This is a genomic window from Caldicoprobacter guelmensis, from assembly GCF_016908415.1.
GTDB classification, from domain to species: Bacteria; Bacillota; Clostridia; order Caldicoprobacterales; family Caldicoprobacteraceae; genus Caldicoprobacter; species Caldicoprobacter guelmensis.
This window is the reverse complement of record NZ_JAFBDW010000002.1, coordinates 320,424-337,340: the sequence shown is the minus strand read 5'-3', so window position 1 is coordinate 337,340 and position 16,917 is coordinate 320,424. Positions and strand designations below refer to the sequence as shown.

The 16,917-nt window shown below is 43.4% G+C and carries 14 protein-coding genes; 2 read left to right on the top strand and 12 right to left on the bottom strand.

All coding sequences use genetic code 11. From position 1 onward, the window contains the following. Positions 1-149: 149 nt before the first annotated feature. The 4 genes from JOD02_RS04225 to JOD02_RS04210 form a co-directional block, all read right to left on the bottom strand. On the bottom strand, positions 150-1,037 hold the full coding sequence (locus tag JOD02_RS04225; RefSeq protein WP_204487225.1) for an ABC transporter permease subunit: 888 nt from the start codon (positions 1,035-1,037) through the stop codon (positions 150-152). Beyond that, the gene (locus JOD02_RS04220; protein WP_204487223.1) at positions 1,037-1,972 is read right to left on the bottom strand and encodes a carbohydrate ABC transporter permease; all 936 of its coding nucleotides are present in this window, start codon (positions 1,970-1,972) and stop codon (positions 1,037-1,039) included. The genes JOD02_RS04225 and JOD02_RS04220 overlap by 1 nt, the downstream gene beginning before the upstream one ends. A gap of 86 nt (positions 1,973-2,058) precedes the next feature. After that, complete coding sequence (locus JOD02_RS04215) at positions 2,059-3,420, bottom strand: extracellular solute-binding protein (RefSeq protein WP_204487221.1); 1,362 nt, start codon at positions 3,418-3,420, stop codon at positions 2,059-2,061. Positions 3,421-4,219: 799 nt separating this feature from the next. Further along, positions 4,220-5,347 (bottom strand): GntR family transcriptional regulator, encoded by a 1,128-nt coding sequence (locus tag JOD02_RS04210; protein ID WP_204487219.1) that lies wholly within the window; start codon positions 5,345-5,347, stop codon positions 4,220-4,222. A gap of 227 nt (positions 5,348-5,574) precedes the next feature. On the opposite strand from JOD02_RS04210, the gene JOD02_RS04205 reads away from it, so the two are divergent. After that, positions 5,575-5,727 carry a helix-turn-helix domain-containing protein gene (locus JOD02_RS04205; protein WP_204487217.1) on the top strand — a complete coding sequence of 51 codons (153 nt, stop codon included), beginning with the start codon at positions 5,575-5,577 and terminating at the stop codon, positions 5,725-5,727. 63 nt (positions 5,728-5,790) lie between these two features. On the opposite strand, the gene JOD02_RS04200 is transcribed toward JOD02_RS04205, so the two are convergent. The 4 genes from JOD02_RS04200 to JOD02_RS04185 form a co-directional block, all read right to left on the bottom strand. After that, a complete protein-coding gene (locus JOD02_RS04200; RefSeq protein ID WP_204487215.1) occupies positions 5,791-6,264 on the bottom strand; it encodes a metallophosphoesterase in 474 nt (157 codons plus the stop codon). A 179-nt stretch (positions 6,265-6,443) separates the two neighbouring features. After that, complete coding sequence (locus tag JOD02_RS04195; protein WP_204487213.1) at positions 6,444-7,064, bottom strand: XTP/dITP diphosphatase; 621 nt, start codon at positions 7,062-7,064, stop codon at positions 6,444-6,446. Further along, positions 7,061-7,807, bottom strand: coding sequence for a ribonuclease PH (rph, locus tag JOD02_RS04190; RefSeq protein WP_204487212.1), 747 nt, complete (start codon positions 7,805-7,807; stop codon positions 7,061-7,063). The genes JOD02_RS04195 and rph overlap by 4 nt, the downstream gene beginning before the upstream one ends. 75 nt (positions 7,808-7,882) lie before the next feature. After that, positions 7,883-8,872: a GerMN domain-containing protein gene (locus JOD02_RS04185; protein ID WP_204487210.1), complete on the bottom strand. Its 990-nt coding sequence runs from the start codon at positions 8,870-8,872 to the stop codon at positions 7,883-7,885. Between the two features lie 242 nt (positions 8,873-9,114). Between JOD02_RS04185 and JOD02_RS04180 the strand changes: the two genes are divergently transcribed. Beyond that, the gene (locus JOD02_RS04180; protein WP_204487208.1) at positions 9,115-10,878 is read left to right on the top strand and encodes an Rqc2 family fibronectin-binding protein; all 1,764 of its coding nucleotides are present in this window, start codon (positions 9,115-9,117) and stop codon (positions 10,876-10,878) included. Positions 10,879-10,954: 76 nt separating this feature from the next. On the opposite strand, the gene pyrE is transcribed toward JOD02_RS04180, so the two are convergent. The 4 genes from pyrE to carB all read right to left on the bottom strand — a co-directional run bounded on the left by pyrE (position 10,955) and on the right by carB (position 16,891). Further along, entirely contained in the window at positions 10,955-11,542 is a 588-nt protein-coding gene (gene pyrE / locus JOD02_RS04175) for an orotate phosphoribosyltransferase (protein WP_204487206.1), read from the bottom strand. A 331-nt stretch (positions 11,543-11,873) separates the two neighbouring features. Next, positions 11,874-12,830 (bottom strand): dihydroorotate dehydrogenase, encoded by a 957-nt coding sequence (locus tag JOD02_RS04170; RefSeq protein WP_204487204.1) that lies wholly within the window; start codon positions 12,828-12,830, stop codon positions 11,874-11,876. Next, entirely contained in the window at positions 12,808-13,668 is an 861-nt protein-coding gene (locus JOD02_RS04165) for a dihydroorotate dehydrogenase electron transfer subunit (protein ID WP_204487202.1), read from the bottom strand. The genes JOD02_RS04170 and JOD02_RS04165 overlap by 23 nt, the downstream gene beginning before the upstream one ends. Before the next feature lie 13 nt (positions 13,669-13,681). After that, a complete protein-coding gene (gene carB, locus JOD02_RS04160) occupies positions 13,682-16,891 on the bottom strand; it encodes a carbamoyl-phosphate synthase large subunit (RefSeq protein ID WP_204487200.1) in 3,210 nt (1,069 codons plus the stop codon). Between the last annotated feature and the right edge of the window lie 26 nt (positions 16,892-16,917).

Genomic DNA, 16,917 nt, shown 5'->3' with positions numbered 1-16,917 from the left:
CTAATAAAATAACTTCAGCACACGTTATGAATTTTTGGTAGATGATTTCTGCATTTTTTTATTACAAGTTTTTTATACCTGTTTTCGCCCACCACTTTCAATGAAAATTTTAACTAAACCACTCAACAAATACTGTAGTAAACCGCCTATTATCCCTTTATTCCTACAGAAGCAATACCTTGGACAATATACTTTTGCATAAAGAGGAATATTAAAAACGGCGGAACAATTGCAACAGTAGCTGTCGCAAATAATTTAGGATAATCTCTTTCTCCAAATGCCTGTAACTGCGCAGTAAGCATACCTACATATGCAGGTAACGTTGAGTCCTGAATTCTATTTATATAAATGAATGGAGTCAACCAATCATTCCACGTCGATAATGCCGTATTAACAGCGATAACTGCAATTATTGGTTTCTGTAAAGGAATAAGTATCCTAAATATCATCCTCATGAAACTACAACCATCTATCTCAGCAGCTTCCTCAAGATCCTTAGGCAAAGATCGCATTGATTGCATAAACAAAAAAACCCATAATAATTTATCCCAACCAAAAGGTAAAAATAACATCAATCTATTATTAATTAAACCTTTTCCTCCTATTCCCATCCAGTTATTACCACCAGCAAAAGGAATTCTGGATACCATCACAAAAGAAGGAATTAAAGTTAATACACCTGGTACAAGCTGTGAACAAATAATTATTGCGAAAAAAAGCTTTTTACCTTTAAACTCGTATCTCGCCATTACATAACCTACAAGGACAGCCATTAGAGACACCATCAAAGTATACCAAGTAGTTCTAAAAATCGTATTCCACAAAGGCCTTATACCACTTGGAGTAAAAATGTATAAAAAATTAGATAAAACAATTTTTCTGGGAATAGGTAGCAGTGTACCAAGATGTCCAAAATCTTTTTTATCATTAAGCCCAGCCAAGAAAGAAAATACGAACGGATATACCATTATTAACGAAACAATACACATTACAATAAACCATACTAAATAGGAGAACCTCAATCTTGATCTGGCCACTACTTTTCACCTCGTACTATCAATTTATAATACAACAATGCAAACACGAGCGTAATCATTCCCAATATAATAGACTCTGCGCCAGCCATCCCCATATTAAAACTCTGTATTCCATCGCGATATATACGATACATAAGAACATCTGTTTTGCCGTAAGGATTACCCCTAGATATAAACATAACCACGTCAAACATCTGCATCACATTAATTACGCCAGTAAGTATGATATATGCTGCAATAAACTTTAAACCAGGAATCGTAATATAACGTATTTCCTGCCACTTCTTAGCGCCATCTACTCTTGCGGCCTCATAAAGACTAGGATCAATAGATTGTAAACCTCCCAACCATATTATTGCAGCCGGTCCAACATTACGCCAAACAAAGTATACCACAATCCAAAATACCATCCAGAACTGTGAATAATTCCATACAATCGGCTTAGCACCTATAAGCGTAAGAAACTTATTAAGACCCCCATCCACTGGATTCAGTAAAGCCACAACCACTGCTGTGGTTGTAGAAACAGCAGCAACCGAAGGAACATATACGGCTGTTCTAAAAAATCCTCTTATACGGCTCTTAACATTTAAAGCCAATCCCAGTATAAAAGAAAATATTGTATTGGTAAAAAGGCAGAGCATTCCTATCCATATTTGTCTCCATAAAAGCACGAGATACTCTCTCGTCGCAAAAAAGGTCTTAAAATTTGATAAACCAACCCATTTGGGCACGCTACCCAGCCCATTGAACTCTGTAAAACCCAAGAAAAATCCTATCAACAATGGTATTAAACTCCATAAAGCTATATAAATGTAATATGGAAGTATTATCATATACGCACGCCTTGCTTCCCGTTGAGAACGCGTTAGAACTTTTCGTTTTCTTTCGATTCTAGCATCTTGTACACTTTTATACCGGACACCTGCGAACATTTAAATTTCCTTCCTTTCCAACATCCTTTAACAAATTTTATGGAAAGGAAGTGTGGCAAGAATTTATCTTGCCACACCCCTCACACTCATTTGAGGAGATTTTCAATTTCTTTCTGAGCCTCAGCACAAATTTGTTCTATCGGATCATTTGTCATCGTCACACGGGCCAATACCTTCGTATTAATGATTTCCCATATCTGAGCATCATTTTTGTCAAAGGTGGTTAACCCCGAATATGTTCCCTCTCGCAAAGCCCTCATCGCCACTAAAAGAACAGGATCATCGGCATAAAGGCTCTCATCTTCGATAATTGATTTTAATGGTACACATACAGATTCCTTCAACCAAATTAGTAGATTTTCTTTTTTGAGTTGAGCTCGGATAAGATTAAATGCATGTTCTTTATTCTTGGCATTCTTTGGCACTCCTACATAAACAGCTCCCACCATGCAGTTTCCAATCTGTCCACCTTCAGGTAATGGTAATGGAGCCACACCCCAGTCCATGTTATTACGCTTACAGCCTGCAGCTTGCCAAGAGCCGTTGACTGCGAAAGCTATATTCTGTGTTTTTTCAAATGCCTCCCACAACGGCCCCTCATCTGCACTGTTACCCAGTCCTGGTGGGAAATAAGCATTCATTTCACGAATAAACTGTAAAGTCTCTATCACACGGGGATCTGTCAGATTTATTTTTGTACCCCCACCAAAATCTGTGCCTTTCTGGCGCAAAAATGGGGTAACACGCAATGCTCCTCCGAAATGAGGGAATGTCGGAATACCGCCGCCCCATACTTTTCCATTACCTTTTTCAGTAACAATTTTTGCAGCATTACGCCAATCTTCCCATGTCTTAATTTCTGCATTAGGATCTAACCCAGCCTCAGCCAATAGCTTCTTATTGTAAAAAAGCATGAATATAGAAGCCTTGTGAGCCACCGCCATAGGAACCCCATTCTTGTCCTTTATCAGGAACGAGGGATTAACCATATCGACTATATCCTGAGGCAATGGTTCAAGTATACCGCTGTTGGCATAAGTAGGCATAAACGTTTCCCCTGCTACCACACTTGGAGGATCTCCAGCTGTTATAGCAGCACGTTGCTTTTGGTCCAAAGTTTCAGCCCAACCCCAGTCTAAATACTCTACTTCATAATTGGGATATTCTTTTTCAATGGTTCTGCGCACAGCTATATAGTATTCATCAAAAGGTGTCAATCCTTTGGCTTCAGCCGCTGCAATTTGATCGTCATTATAACCGAGCTGCGTTCCAGAAAGTTTTATCTTTTCACTGCCTTTATCATTTGCCGTTTCTGTGCTGCTTTCAGTAGTTGTAGTGCCCTTCTCGCTAGTTGTAGTGTCTTTCTTCTCACCAGAATCAGCACTACATGCTACCAATGAAAGAAATAACACCAACACCATACTTAAGCAAAACAATCTTTTTTTCATCTTCCCTCTCCTCCTTCATTTTGTCATTCTTGGGGCTTTTGTAAAACCCTAAATCTTTATTTTTTAGGGTTTTACTCTCTTATTTCAAGCAGGATCCACTCCCCTTCTGTTGAAAATTATATTTTTATTTAAACATATGTACCTAAACCATAAAAGGAAAGGAATCCTGCATGAAACCTAAACAACTCAATTTATTCGATTGCACCGTTGATTTCCATTCATTCCGAAAAACTTCGTGATTCCTGAGGCCTTAAACCTGTCCCATCTTTTTACTCAAGGTTTAAACAAGATTATATTAGTATAGTCAATATCACTGAGCCTATTTGCCAGGAAATTACTCGCTCTCTCAACAAAACGACTAGACTTTCATTCAACTTACCTCGCCATTTGATATTACAACCCTTTTGATAAAACAAACTACACCACGGTTTAATATATCATTTATATATCATACTTCTTGCTGTCTGCTTTTAATATATCATATATCCTCATATTATGTCAATAATATTTTTGAGCTATCAAAAATTAGTTCTAGGAAAGCTTATTATGGTTTAGTATGATACAAAGGGAGATCCAGCATGGTATCGTTACTCAACTCAATTGTGATTTATTACTTACGAAGCGTACCCTTCTAAAGTAGTTCAGAGAGGACATGAAAAATACCGTAAAAACTAATATGCGTTATCAAGATTGGGAAACATTTTCTTACATACTGCATACACTGGGAAATCTTCGCCCTTTCCCTAACAACATATAGAATGTTGCACAATACTGAAAATTCACCACAGTTTAATTTATACTACACAACCTTGCATGGCCCTGTAGACTCCTTAACAATCAACTTAACTGGTATAATCTTTTTGACCTGTTGTTTCTGTCCACCCTCAAGCATTTCAATGATAATCTCGGCGGCCGTTTTACCAATCTCGTAGAAATTCTGCTCCACAGTCGTTAGCAAAACGCCTACCTCTTCTAATACATCCAGATTATCAAAACCGACTAGAGATACCTCTTTAGGAATCTTAATTCCCATATCCAATAAAGCGTTTTGTATCCATACAGCTATATAATCATTTTCTGCAACAATACCTGTTACTCCCTTCTTTAATAGCTCTTCCAACACAGGATTTAAAAAATCTGTTTTACATGTACAACTTTGAGCAATATATTTTTTCTGGTCTGCCAAGCCAAAAACAGCAAGATTGAGATCGATCTGAAGCCCATGCTCCACCAAAGCCGAACAGTAACCGAAGAAACGCTCCCTCACTGTACTAACAGATTCAATAGTAGAACATGCCACATAAGCAATATTTTTATGCCCCAGATCCACCAGATGTGTAACAGATTGATATCCCCCTCCAAAATTGTCACATATAACATAGCTTATAGGAAGAGATTCAAAATGCTTATCAATGATCACCAAAGGATACCCAGTAAGATGCATAGCATATAAAAGATCAAAGTGCGATCGAGATATAGGATAATAAATAATACCGCTTATCCCCTCCTTCGGAATACTCATTAACAACTCCCTCTCGTGTTTTTCATCTTCAGTAATATGGAGAGTAAGGTAATAACCTCTTTGCTCAATCACACTAGTAGCTCCTCTGACATAATCTATATTTCTCCCCCACATGCTTGACACAGGGACAATCATAGATATCACATTTTTTCTGCCAGGCTCATTAGTCTTTTTTTGCTGATATTCCAGAACAAAACTTCCCCTGCCCCTTTTTCTGTATATGAGCCCCTCTCTTTCAAGTTCCTCCAATGCCCTTTTTGTCGTAATTCTGCTCACGCCAAACATCTTTGCCATTTCCATCTCGGTAGGGAGCTGATCATTAGGTAATAACTCTTTATTCTTAATCTTTTGCTCATAATATTCAAATATTTTCATGTACAAAGGCTTTTTCTCATCCTTAAACAATGGCTAATCCCCCTTCTCTAATGTGTAAAGCTTATGAATATAAATTTGATATATCATATTGTCTTCACTCTGCATCCAGAATACATTAAAAATATACTATTTGTTACTACTATTGTCAACGGTTCGTTGTAAAATTAAATGAAACACCAAAAATTATAGAACCATAGTGAGAAATCCTGTATGATATAGATATCCAAAAACCACTAAACATACATGGAGGTCTCACTATGGCCCAACATAATTGTACTACGAAATATCGTTCTCTTACACACCTAAATGCCTACGAGAGAGGTCAAACTGCTGCCCTGCACAAAGAAGACAAAAGCATATGCTACATCGCAAAACAGCTAGGTAGAGCTCCAAGTACTGAGAGAATCTAAAGAAAAATTTGGATATCTGTACCTCGCTTTTTTCTTGAAAGGTGTTGCATTTAATACTGCAATTTAGATTTTTACAATATACGGCAAAATCTTATCGTCTGCCACCTCAATAACTCCAGCTGATGGACTTGCACCACCTCTGGGCAGAGAAACGCTTCCTGGGTTCATAAATACGATGTTATCCTCCCAAAAAACTTCAGGCACGTGGGTATGGCCGAAAAGCACCACATCAAAGCCATTCTTGCTTGCGAAGTCCACAATGTAGCTTGTCCCCCATTTTACCCGGTAAAGATGTCCATGGGTTAAAAATATTAGTTTACCCTTCACTTCAATCTCCCTTGAATAAGGAGCTTGCCCAGAAAAATCACAATTGCCCCTGACATATACCACCGGCACTTCTAATGACTTTTCCATATACAGGGCATCGGAACACAGATCTCCAAGGTGGATAAGCATGTCCACTTCTCCTATGCTCTTCAAAGCCCTGTCAATGGCAAACCTTTTCCCATGGCTGTCACTGATTACTCCAATTCTCATAGTTCATTCCCGTCCCTTTAACCATATCCACAATTGATGAAGTGAGATTGGCTGCTGACCACAATCCTTGTAACAAAAATGATGCAACTTCTTTCCCTTGCTTATAAATTTCACCTCTGCAAACTAATCGCTAGAAATACGCCATCAAGGCATAAAGGTATATTGAATAAGGCATACAGTTACTCACCTTTGCCGGCATCGAGATTACAACATTGCTGTTTAATCAACTCCTTAAGCCTTCTTAAAGCTATCCCGCGGTGGCTGACCCTGTTTTTCTCTTCTGGAGTAAGCTCCGCAAATGTCTTCCCCAAACCGTCCACAATGAAAAGCGGGTCATAGCCAAATCCCCCACTGCCCGAAGGTTTAAAACCTATCCTGCCATAGCACTCTCCTTTTGCCTCAAGCATCCTTCCGTCTGGATAAGCCAAAACCACCACACATCGAAATACGGCTTGCCTCTTCTCATAGGGTATGCCTTCCATCATCTTGAGCAGCTTAGCGTTGTTTTGTTCGTCGGTAGCATCTTCTCCTGCAAAACGGGCCGAATACACTCCTGGCTGGCCTCCAAGCGCTACAACTTCTAAACCTGAATCATCCGCTAGAGCAGGATATCCCGTATATTTGGCAACTTCCAGCGCTTTTTTCCTCGCATTTCCTTCAAATGAATCCTGGTCCTCTTCTACCTTTATGGTGATGCCAGCATCCCGTAAAGATAATAATTCAAAGGGCAGGTCGCCCAGAATTTGGCGAATTTCCTGTATTTTACCGAGATTATTGGTTGCAATCACTATCTGTCTCATTTTCCCTGCCCCACCAAGCTATTTAGTTCGCCTAAAACTTCCATCTGGCATTGAATGAGCTGGTTAATCCCTTTTTGTCCCAGCTCGAGAAAAAGGCTCAAATCCTGCAGAGCGAAAGGTGAACCCTCGCCCGTACCCTGTATCTCTATAAGCTCGCTTTTTTCAGTCATCACAAGGTTCATATCAACTGTTGCCACCACATCTTCCTCATAACACAAGTCAAGCAATATTTCATCGTTTACCTTGCCTATGCTCACAGCAGCAGCATAGCTGGTGAGAGGGCTTTTCTCAATAAGTCCCTGATCCAACAAAGCCTTTATACAGTGTGCCAGAGCAACAAACCCGCCAGTTATAGAAGCGGTCCGGGTTCCACCATCGGCCTGAATGACGTCGCAATCTATCCAGATGGTCCTTTCCCCTAGTAATTCGGTATTAATAACCGAACGCAACGAGCGACCTATCAGCCTTTGAATCTCCTGTGTGCGACCTTCAGGTCTTCCTCTGGTAACCTCTCGTGCTTTTCTGACTTGGGTAGCAGCCGGTATCATACCATACTCCGCTGTCAACCACCCTTTGCCTGTACCCTTCAAAAATGGCGGTACCTTATCTTCAATGGTAGCGGTACATATCACCCGGGTATTGCCTACCTCGATGAGTACAGAACCACTGGCATTTTTTATGTAATTGGCAGTCATTCTAACAGGCCTTAACTCATCATTTTTTCTTCCGTCTATCCTAACCATTCATTACTCCTCCTATGTTAGCTATATGATTTATCTGAAAGTGCAATACAATCCTTTTTACAAAGCAGTGTTTTATCAATACTCATTAGCAAAGGCGGAGACGCTTACTTCTCCTCCATCATATTCCTTACCCTCAACCAGTATTTTAACTTTTTCCACACCTGGGAATTGCTTTGCTGTCATTATTATCGACTTGAGCACCAAGGGTTCACTCTGCGGCAGCTGCGCCAAATTCCCAAATTCCTTGCTGAAGTTTATAGAAACCACGCCGTTATCCGTTTTTACGCCCAACAATCGCGTACCAGCAGGTATATCCATGCTCAAGCTGTCATCGCTAGGCCCATTTAAAACCTCCTGAATAGCCGTCTCAATGGATGCACTGTCAGCCGAAATTATTCTAGTAACCGGAACTATGTAATCATAAACGGCGTCCGGCTTGGAATGGAAAAATACAGTAACCTTTGCACCCTTGCTGCTAGCATTAGAACCAATCTCAAGGTTTACGTCCTGAGGCTCAATGGGTTTACTCACATCGGTCCCGTATTTCAATTTATCGACAATCTTTCCTTCAAACATGAATTGAACCCTGTCAATGGAATCAAACTCTGCCAGCGTAAGCGCCACCCCCTGAACCATGTTATGCTCGGCCACAGCGTTTTCGCATTCCATGGCCTCTTTGCTCAAATCAAGCTTTGCTAAACCATCCTTTATGGACATGCCTCTTATTTGAGTACCCGCGGGGAGCAACGCCTTAAGTCCCATGGCCATGAGGTCCTGCTGTATTTCAGGGCTATCTATTGTCATCCTCAACGTGGCTTTAGCTATGCCTTCCTCCCAGGGTATTCTGCGCATCACCGGCACCAGATATCCTGCATCGTTCTGATAATACACCACAGTCTCACGCACGTTCTTATCTTCAACATCCTCGGCTTCTCCCTCTGACACCACATCCTGCGGCAATTCCTCCTCAAACTCTTCTTTAGTCTTTATTGAGTTGCAGCTCACTATAAACAAAAGCATCATAACAACAATTGCTATTAAAGCAACGCTTTTCCCTTTCAACATGCTCTCCCCCCCCAACCAATCTCTTGATATTAATTATATTAGGGGGGATTTTTGAGTATGTCTCCATCGCCAAATATTTTACCACATATTTCTCAGGTTTTGTATTTTTTTATGGGGTTTTGTCCAAAATCTTTTTTCCTTTGACAGCTGGACCTCGACCAAATATTTTTGAAACCACAAGCGGATATGTAGTATAATGAAAAAAGTAAAAATTCAAAATTGTTGCAAGAGGGAGGAGCCAGATGGCTTTCGACGGTGTTCTACTGAGCTGCGTTATCGAAGAACTGCGCACTAAAATACTCAATAGGCGCATTGAAAAGGTATATCAGCCAGAAAAAGACGAGATTTACCTTTATATTCGCTCCCGGGATGAAGAGCTAAAGCTGCTGCTGTCTGCTAGCGCCAACCATCCCCGTATCCACCTTGTAAAGTCTACCAAACCCAATCCTTTAACGCCGCCCATGTTTTGCATGCTCCTGCGCAAGCACCTCAGCGGGGGTAGAATTGTGGATATAGTCCAACCCCAGTTGGAGCGAATAGCCGAAATATACATCGAAAGTACAAATGAACTGGGCGACCTGACCATAAAGAAGCTCATCATCGAAATTATGGGCCGGCACAGCAATATAATACTGGTAAATGAGAATGGCAAGATAATAGACAGCATAAAACATGTAAACGAGTCAATGAGCAGGGTTCGTCAGGTACTTCCCGGCCTTGTGTACAGTCCTCCTCCAGCACAGGATAAAAGAGACCCCTTATCAGAAACGCCGGAATCGTTTAAGAACCTTTTAAAATCCATGGTAACAAACAAGAAAGTCGAAAATGTCCTCTTGAACAACTATACAGGAATTTCTCCAACCACAGCCTTTGAAATAGTATACAGGGCTTTAGGCGATAAACCAATGGGTATCCTGGAGCTTTCCGAACAACAGCTGGAAGCGCTATGCCTGTCGTTCATGGATTTCTTTGATGGCGTAAAACACAAGCAGTTTAGCCCAACCATGTTGAAGGATGAAACGGGTCTTCCACGGGATATCTTCCCTTTTATCTATCAACAATACCCCGTCTCTATGCTGGAGAGATATTCATCGGTATCCGAAATGCTGGAAGCTTTTTATTCAGAACGGGACAGGCTAGAACGCTTGCAGCAGCGCATCTCTTATCTCTCAAAGCTTATCAAAACCAACCTGGAGCGCTGCCAGAAAAAGCTGGCTCTACAGCTGGAAGATTTGGAGCAGGCAAAAGAAGCCGACAAATTCCGGTTATGGGGTGAACTTTTGACAGCAAATGTCCATTCCATACCGAAAGGGCTTAAGGAAGTTACACTGGTCAACTACTATGACCCTAACGGCTCCACTATAACCATACCTCTGGATGAAAAGAAATCGCCCATCCAGAATGCCCAGGAATACTTTAAAAAATATTCCAAAGCTAAAAACACATTAGATAAGGTTTCCAAGCAAATAGAAGAAAGCAGAGAAGAGATAAAGTATTTGGATGCGTTGCTTGAAAGCCTGGAAAAGTGTACCGACGAATCCGATGTGGAAGAAGTATATCAGGAACTGGCCGAGCAGGGATACATCAAAAAGACGACAAAGGAGAAAAGGCAAGCCCCTGCCCCTTCAAAACCCCATCATTTTATTTCCTCTGACGGTTTTGATATATTCGTCGGGAAAAACAACTACCAGAACGACCGTCTCACCCTTAAAACGGCCAGCGCCAATGATATATGGCTCCATACTAAAAACATCCCGGGGTCCCATGTGGTCATAAAAACAGGGGGCCAACCAGTTCCTGAAAATACATTAGTGGAGGCAGCGTTGCTGGCAGCCTATTTCAGCAAAGCAAGGAATTCCAGCAATGTACCGGTGGATTACTGTCCGCGCAAAAACGTTAAAAAGCCCAGCGGAGCAAAGCCAGGAATGGTAATATATGAAGGCTATAATACCTTATATATAACGCCATCCGAGGAAAAGATAAAAAACATCAGGAAGGTCGATTGACCTTCCTAATGCAATACTTAAACTGTTTCGTTGCACCACATTATGAGCCGCATCGTGTATACATTATTTACTAAAGCTATGCCTTTGCCTTCCCTATATTTCGGCTGCCTGGCTTTACAAGAGGCAATCCGGTCTTGCATATTGGGCACTCCTCAGGGGCATACGACTTGACATCCATGGATATCACCGCGCAAAACTTCACTCCGAAATCCACGCTTCCACCGCTCCTGTCAACTACGGCTCCAACCCCCACTACCTCTCCACCACAATTTCTCACAACCTCCATGACTTCCTTGACTGACCCGCCTGTGGTGACTACATCCTCCACCACCAATACCCTGCTTCCCGCAGGTATTTCAAATCCCCTTCTTAATGTCATCTTGCCGTCTTCTCGCTCCGCAAATATGGTTTTCACGCCAAGACACCTGCCCATCTCATACGACAGGATGATACCTCCTATGGCCGGACCCACCACTATGTCTATATGGTCATCTTTGAATTTTTCTGCCAAAGCCCTGGTTACCTCTTCAGCATACCAAGGATACTGAAAAATTTTAGCACATTGAAGATACTCACCGCTGTGCCTCCCGGAGGTTAGAAGAAAATGGCCCTGAAGCAACACGCCCGTCTCCTTAAATATCTGCAGTATCCTTTCCCTATCCATAAACTTATTCCCCTTTCGTTTATCGCTTTTTAGAATTAATCATTTATTTTACCACAAACCTGCTTTGTTCAAATATAAGTTGTAAAATAACGCTCATATATGGAGTCCTATTCTAACACTGTGAACTACCATCCACCTTTAGAGGTGGAGGCTTCCTGCTTCATTGACCAGACTTGCTGCCGAGACTTTGTCCTCGACAGTAGAGGTCCAATCTCCACAGGCGTGAATTCGGGTAGTTCCTACCCTACTGACTGCTCATACATGCAATTCCATAGTTCCTTAGATTCTTTGCTGCATTTTTATCTCTATCATGAACTGTTCCATATGCAATTCATCGCCACCTTATAGAAGATGGTGACTTCTTGCGGAAAGTTGGTTTAATCTCCAGCCCACCTATCAGCTCATGCACATCCTCAATGCCGTTGTGTATCATATACTCCTCCAGCTGATTGATGATATCTATACACGCAGTAGGCGACATGAGGTTGGCTGTACCTACTCCCACGGCGGTAGCACCAGCCAAGAGGAATTCCACCACGTCTTCACCAGTGGTTATTCCCCCCATACCTATGATGGGTATGCTGACCACCCGTGCTACTTCCCAAACCATCCTGAGAGCAATGGGCTTGATGGCAGGCCCTGAAAGCCCTCCTACTATATTCGCCAATACCGGCCGGCGCCTTTTGGCATCTATAGCCATACCCAGCACCGTGTTAATGAGGGATATACCATCTCCGCCGGCCTTTTCCACAGCCACGGCAATTTCCTTTATATCGGCAACGTTGGGTGTCAGCTTGACCAATACCGGCTGTTTTGCGTGCGCTTTTACGCTGCGCGTAATATCGTACACCACTTCTGGACGGGTGCCAAAAGCAACCCCGCCCTGCTTCACGTTGGGACAAGATATGTTAAGTTCCAGAAAATCCACAGGTGCATCCTTCAGTTTTTCGGCCATCTTGCAGTATTCCTCAATGGTACTGCCATTTATATTCACTATGATGCGCGTACCATACTTGAGCAGCCAGGGAAGTTCATGCTCAATAAAATAGTCGATACCCGGGTTTTGAAGCCCCACGCTGTTTAGTATGCCAGAAGGGGTTTCAGCAATCCTTGGCGGTGGATTTCCCTTCTTTGGCAAAAGCGTCAAACCTTTAACTGCTATACCTCCAAGCATGTTTAAATCGACGTACTCTGCGTACTCCCGCCCAAAACCAAAGGTCCCAGAAGCAGCAATGACAGGATTTTTAAGCGAAACGCCACATATTTCAACGCTCAACTGTGGCTTCATCAAGTATCACCTCTTCACTCCAAAAAATGGGGCCGTCCTTACACACCCTCCTGTACTCAAAATCGCCATTCGGAGTGCGAACGGCACACGAGCAGACAAGGCACCCCCCTATCCCACACCCCATCCTTTCCTCCAATGATATCTGGCAAGGTACATTATATTCCCTAGCTATCCGCTGCACAGCCTTAAGCATGGGCACAGGGCCACATGCAAACATTATATCAGGTAGCTGTTGCAGGAGTTTTTCCTCAAGTACCTGCGTCACCAGCCCTTTCCTGCCCAAGCTGCCATCATCAGTGGTCACAAGCAATTGATCCGAAAGCATCTCAAACTCATTGAGCCCATACACAGTCTCTTGATTGCGAAAACCCAGTAATGCGGTGACCACTACCCCCATCTCCTTTAGCCGCCTTATCAAAAACTTAAGGGGCGCTATACCACATCCACCGCCTACCATAAAGGCATTTTTGATTCCCCTGGGAATCTCAAAGCCGTTTCCCAAGGGACCCAGCACATCTATAATTTGGCCTGAGTTTATACCTGAAAGAATGCGTGTACCTTTCCCCACTACCTGATATACTATCTCTACCATTCCGTCTTGTGGATGCACATCGTGTATGCTTATGGGCCGCCTGAGAAGCAGCGAGTTATCGCCAGGCACCTTTATATGTACAAACTGGCCGGGATTGGCTTTTAGAGCGATGTCTTTGGACAAAAATGCCATTTTATACATATTTGATGCAATCATTACGTTTTCTACAACCATGCACATATCCAAACCTTTCATCATACTAAAGGCGGATGAGGCTCTCACCTTTATAAAAGCCGAGAGCCTCATGGCCTACCCCCTTTCACTCTATATCTTCCAGCGCTATCAGCTCAATCCGAGTTTCATCGATGTTCTGTTTCAAAATGCTGACAAAGGCACGGGCAGTATCCAGTGAAGTTAAGCAGGGGATGGAATGTTCCACAGCCATTCTCCGTATCTTAAACCCGTCGCGCTGCGGTATACGCCCCTTGGTAGGCGTATTTATTATGAGGCTTATCTTGCCCTGCTGTATATAGTCGCTTATATTTGGATGCTCCTGGCTTACCTTGTTGACAACGCTAGCAGCCACGCAATTTGAATTCAGCACGTGGGCCGTACCGCTGGTGGCAAGTATGCTAAATCCCAGCTTTTCAAACTCGGCTGCTATGGGCACAACCTCCTGTTTATCGATATTGGATACGGTAATCAGCACATTGCCTTCCCTTTTAAGGTTGTACCCTGCCGCCAGCAGGCCTTTAAACAGAGCCTCGGGCAACGTCCTGCCTATCCCCAGCACCTCTCCGGTGGATTTCATTTCAGGACCTAGGCTTACTTCTACCATCGGCAATTTCTCAAAGGAGAACACCGGCACTTTGACGGCCACAACGTTTTTCTCAGGATAAAGGCCAGGGTTATAGCCCATTTCTTTCAGCCCTTGTCCCATCATAGCCCTTACGGCCAGCTCAACCATCGGTATCCCCGTCACCTTGCTTATATATGGGACAGTACGGCTAGAACGAGGGTTGGCTTCAATTACATACACATCTCCATTGTGCTCAATGTATTGAATATTGATGAGCCCTTTGATACGCAACACCCTGGCCAGCCTGTACGTATAATCTAGTATACGCTCAACGGTGGCTTTTGAAAGGCCCTTCGCTGGATATACGGCGATGCTGTCACCAGAGTGGATGCCTGCCCTCTCTATGTGTTCCATGATGCCTGGTATCAGTATGTCCTCCCCGTCACATATTGCATCCACCTCTATTTCTTTGCCCATCAAGTATTTATCCACCAGAACCGGATGTTCCTGCTTAACGCGGTTTATAATCTCCATGTATTCAACTATATTTTCACGGTTATAGGCGATCTCCATTCCCTGCCCGCCCAGCACGTATGAAGGCCTTACCAGTACGGGATACCCCAGGCTTTCAGCTGCAGCCACCGCCTCCTCAACGGTGAATACAGTAGTTCCTGGTGGCCTGGGTATATTGAGCTCTTCCAGAACAGCGTCAAATTCTTTTCTGTCTTCAGACTTGTGTATATACTCGGGCTGTGTTCCAAATACCCTATATCCAGCCTCATGCACAATACGTGCCAGCTTAATAGCCGTCTGCCCACCAAACTGTACCATAACCCCCTCAGGCTTCTCCAGATCTAGAACGTTGATGACATCTTCAGGAAATAGGGGCTCAAAATACAGCCTATCGGAGGTATCAAAGTCGGTACTTACAGTCTCTGGATTATTGTTTATTATGATTGCCTCATACCCCATTTCTTTCAAAGCCCACACACAGTGAACCGAACAGTAATCAAATTCGATTCCCTGCCCTATCCTTATGGGGCCAGCCCCCAGCACCACAACCTTTTTGTTTTTGCTCACCTTAACAGCATTGTCCTGTGCGTTGTAGGTTGAATAGTAGTATGCCCCAACGCCTGACTCATCTCCGGCTCCAGTATCGATGGGCCTGTATACAGGATATATCCCCCATTCTTTTCTCTTGCGCCGTATCTCAGCAGGTGCTATTCCAGCAAGCCTCCCTATAGCTGTATCAGTAAAGCCCATCTTCTTAGCTTCAAGCAGCATAGGCTTGTCAAGGTGTGCACCCTTTTGCTTGATCTTAGATTCAAATAGTATAATGTTCAATACCTTATTGAGGAAGAACGGATCGATGGCTGTCTTACTGTAAATTTCTTCGATCGAGATACCTCGCCTTAACGCCTCAGCCACTACAAACAAGCGCTCATCGGTCTTGTAGTCCAATTCCTTGATTATCTGCTGGTCATCCATCTTAGCAATATGCTCCATATGCAGATAGTCCACACCAATCTCAAGTGAACGTACAGCCTTGAGAAGCGCTTCTTCGAAACAGCCACCAATGGCCATCACCTCGCCAGTGGCCTTCATCTTGGTACCCAGTGCCTTATCAGCCTTCACAAACTTATCGAAGGGCCAACGCGGTATCTTGAGGACTATATAATCAACCACCGGCTCGCGTGCAGCAAAAGGCCTACCCGTCATGCTGTGTTTTATCTCATCAAGCCTGTACCCCAAAGCTATTTTCGTAGCCACCCTGGCAATTGGATAGCCCGTGGCTTTGGAAGCCAAAGCGCTCGAACGGCTCAACCTGGGATTGACCTCTATTACATAATACTGTTGCCCGTCAACGCTCAACGCAAATTGGATATTGCATCCGCCCCTGATATTGAGAGCATGGACTATATTTATGGCGGCACGCCTCAACATGGCATCCTGCTCCGGGGTCAGGGTTTGCGCAGGAGCCACCACTATGCTATCGCCTGTATGAATGCCTACGGGGTCTACATTCTCCATGCTACATACGATGACGCAGTTGCCATCCGCATCCCTTACCACCTCATACTCGATTTCCTTCCAGCCAGCCACCGATTTTTCTATGAGCACCTGGTGCGCCCTGCTCAACCTCAACCCTTCCGAGGCAATCCGCTTAAGTTCCTCCCTATTGTTGGCCATACCCCCACCTGTTCCCCCAAGGGTATAGGCAGGCCGTACAATCACGGGATATCCAATCTTCTCGGCAAATTCCAGTGCGCTATCCACGTCGTGTACGGTAACGCTTTCAATTATTGGCTCGCCAATGGATTGCATTGTCTGTTTAAACAGCTCTCGATCCTCTCCTTTTTGTATTGACTGAACATCAGTGCCTATGATCCTCACTCCATATTCATCAAGCACTCCCGCTTCTGCCAGTTCAACAGCCAGATTAAGCCCTGTCTGCCCACCCAAGGTAGCCAGCAGGCTATCGGGCCTTTCTTTAGCAATTACCCCTTTGAGTATTTGCAGCGTCAAAGGTTCGATATATACGTGGTCAGCCATATTGGGATCAGTCATTATGGTGGCAGGATTGCTGTTTACCAGCACAACCTCCACGTTCTCTTCCTTCAACGCCCTACAAGCCTGAGTCCCTGCATAGTCAAACTCAGCTGCTTGACCGATGATTATCGGTCCAGAACCTATCACAAGGACTTTTTTGATGTTTGGGTCCCTTGGCATAATCCATCATCTCCTTCTCCATTTGC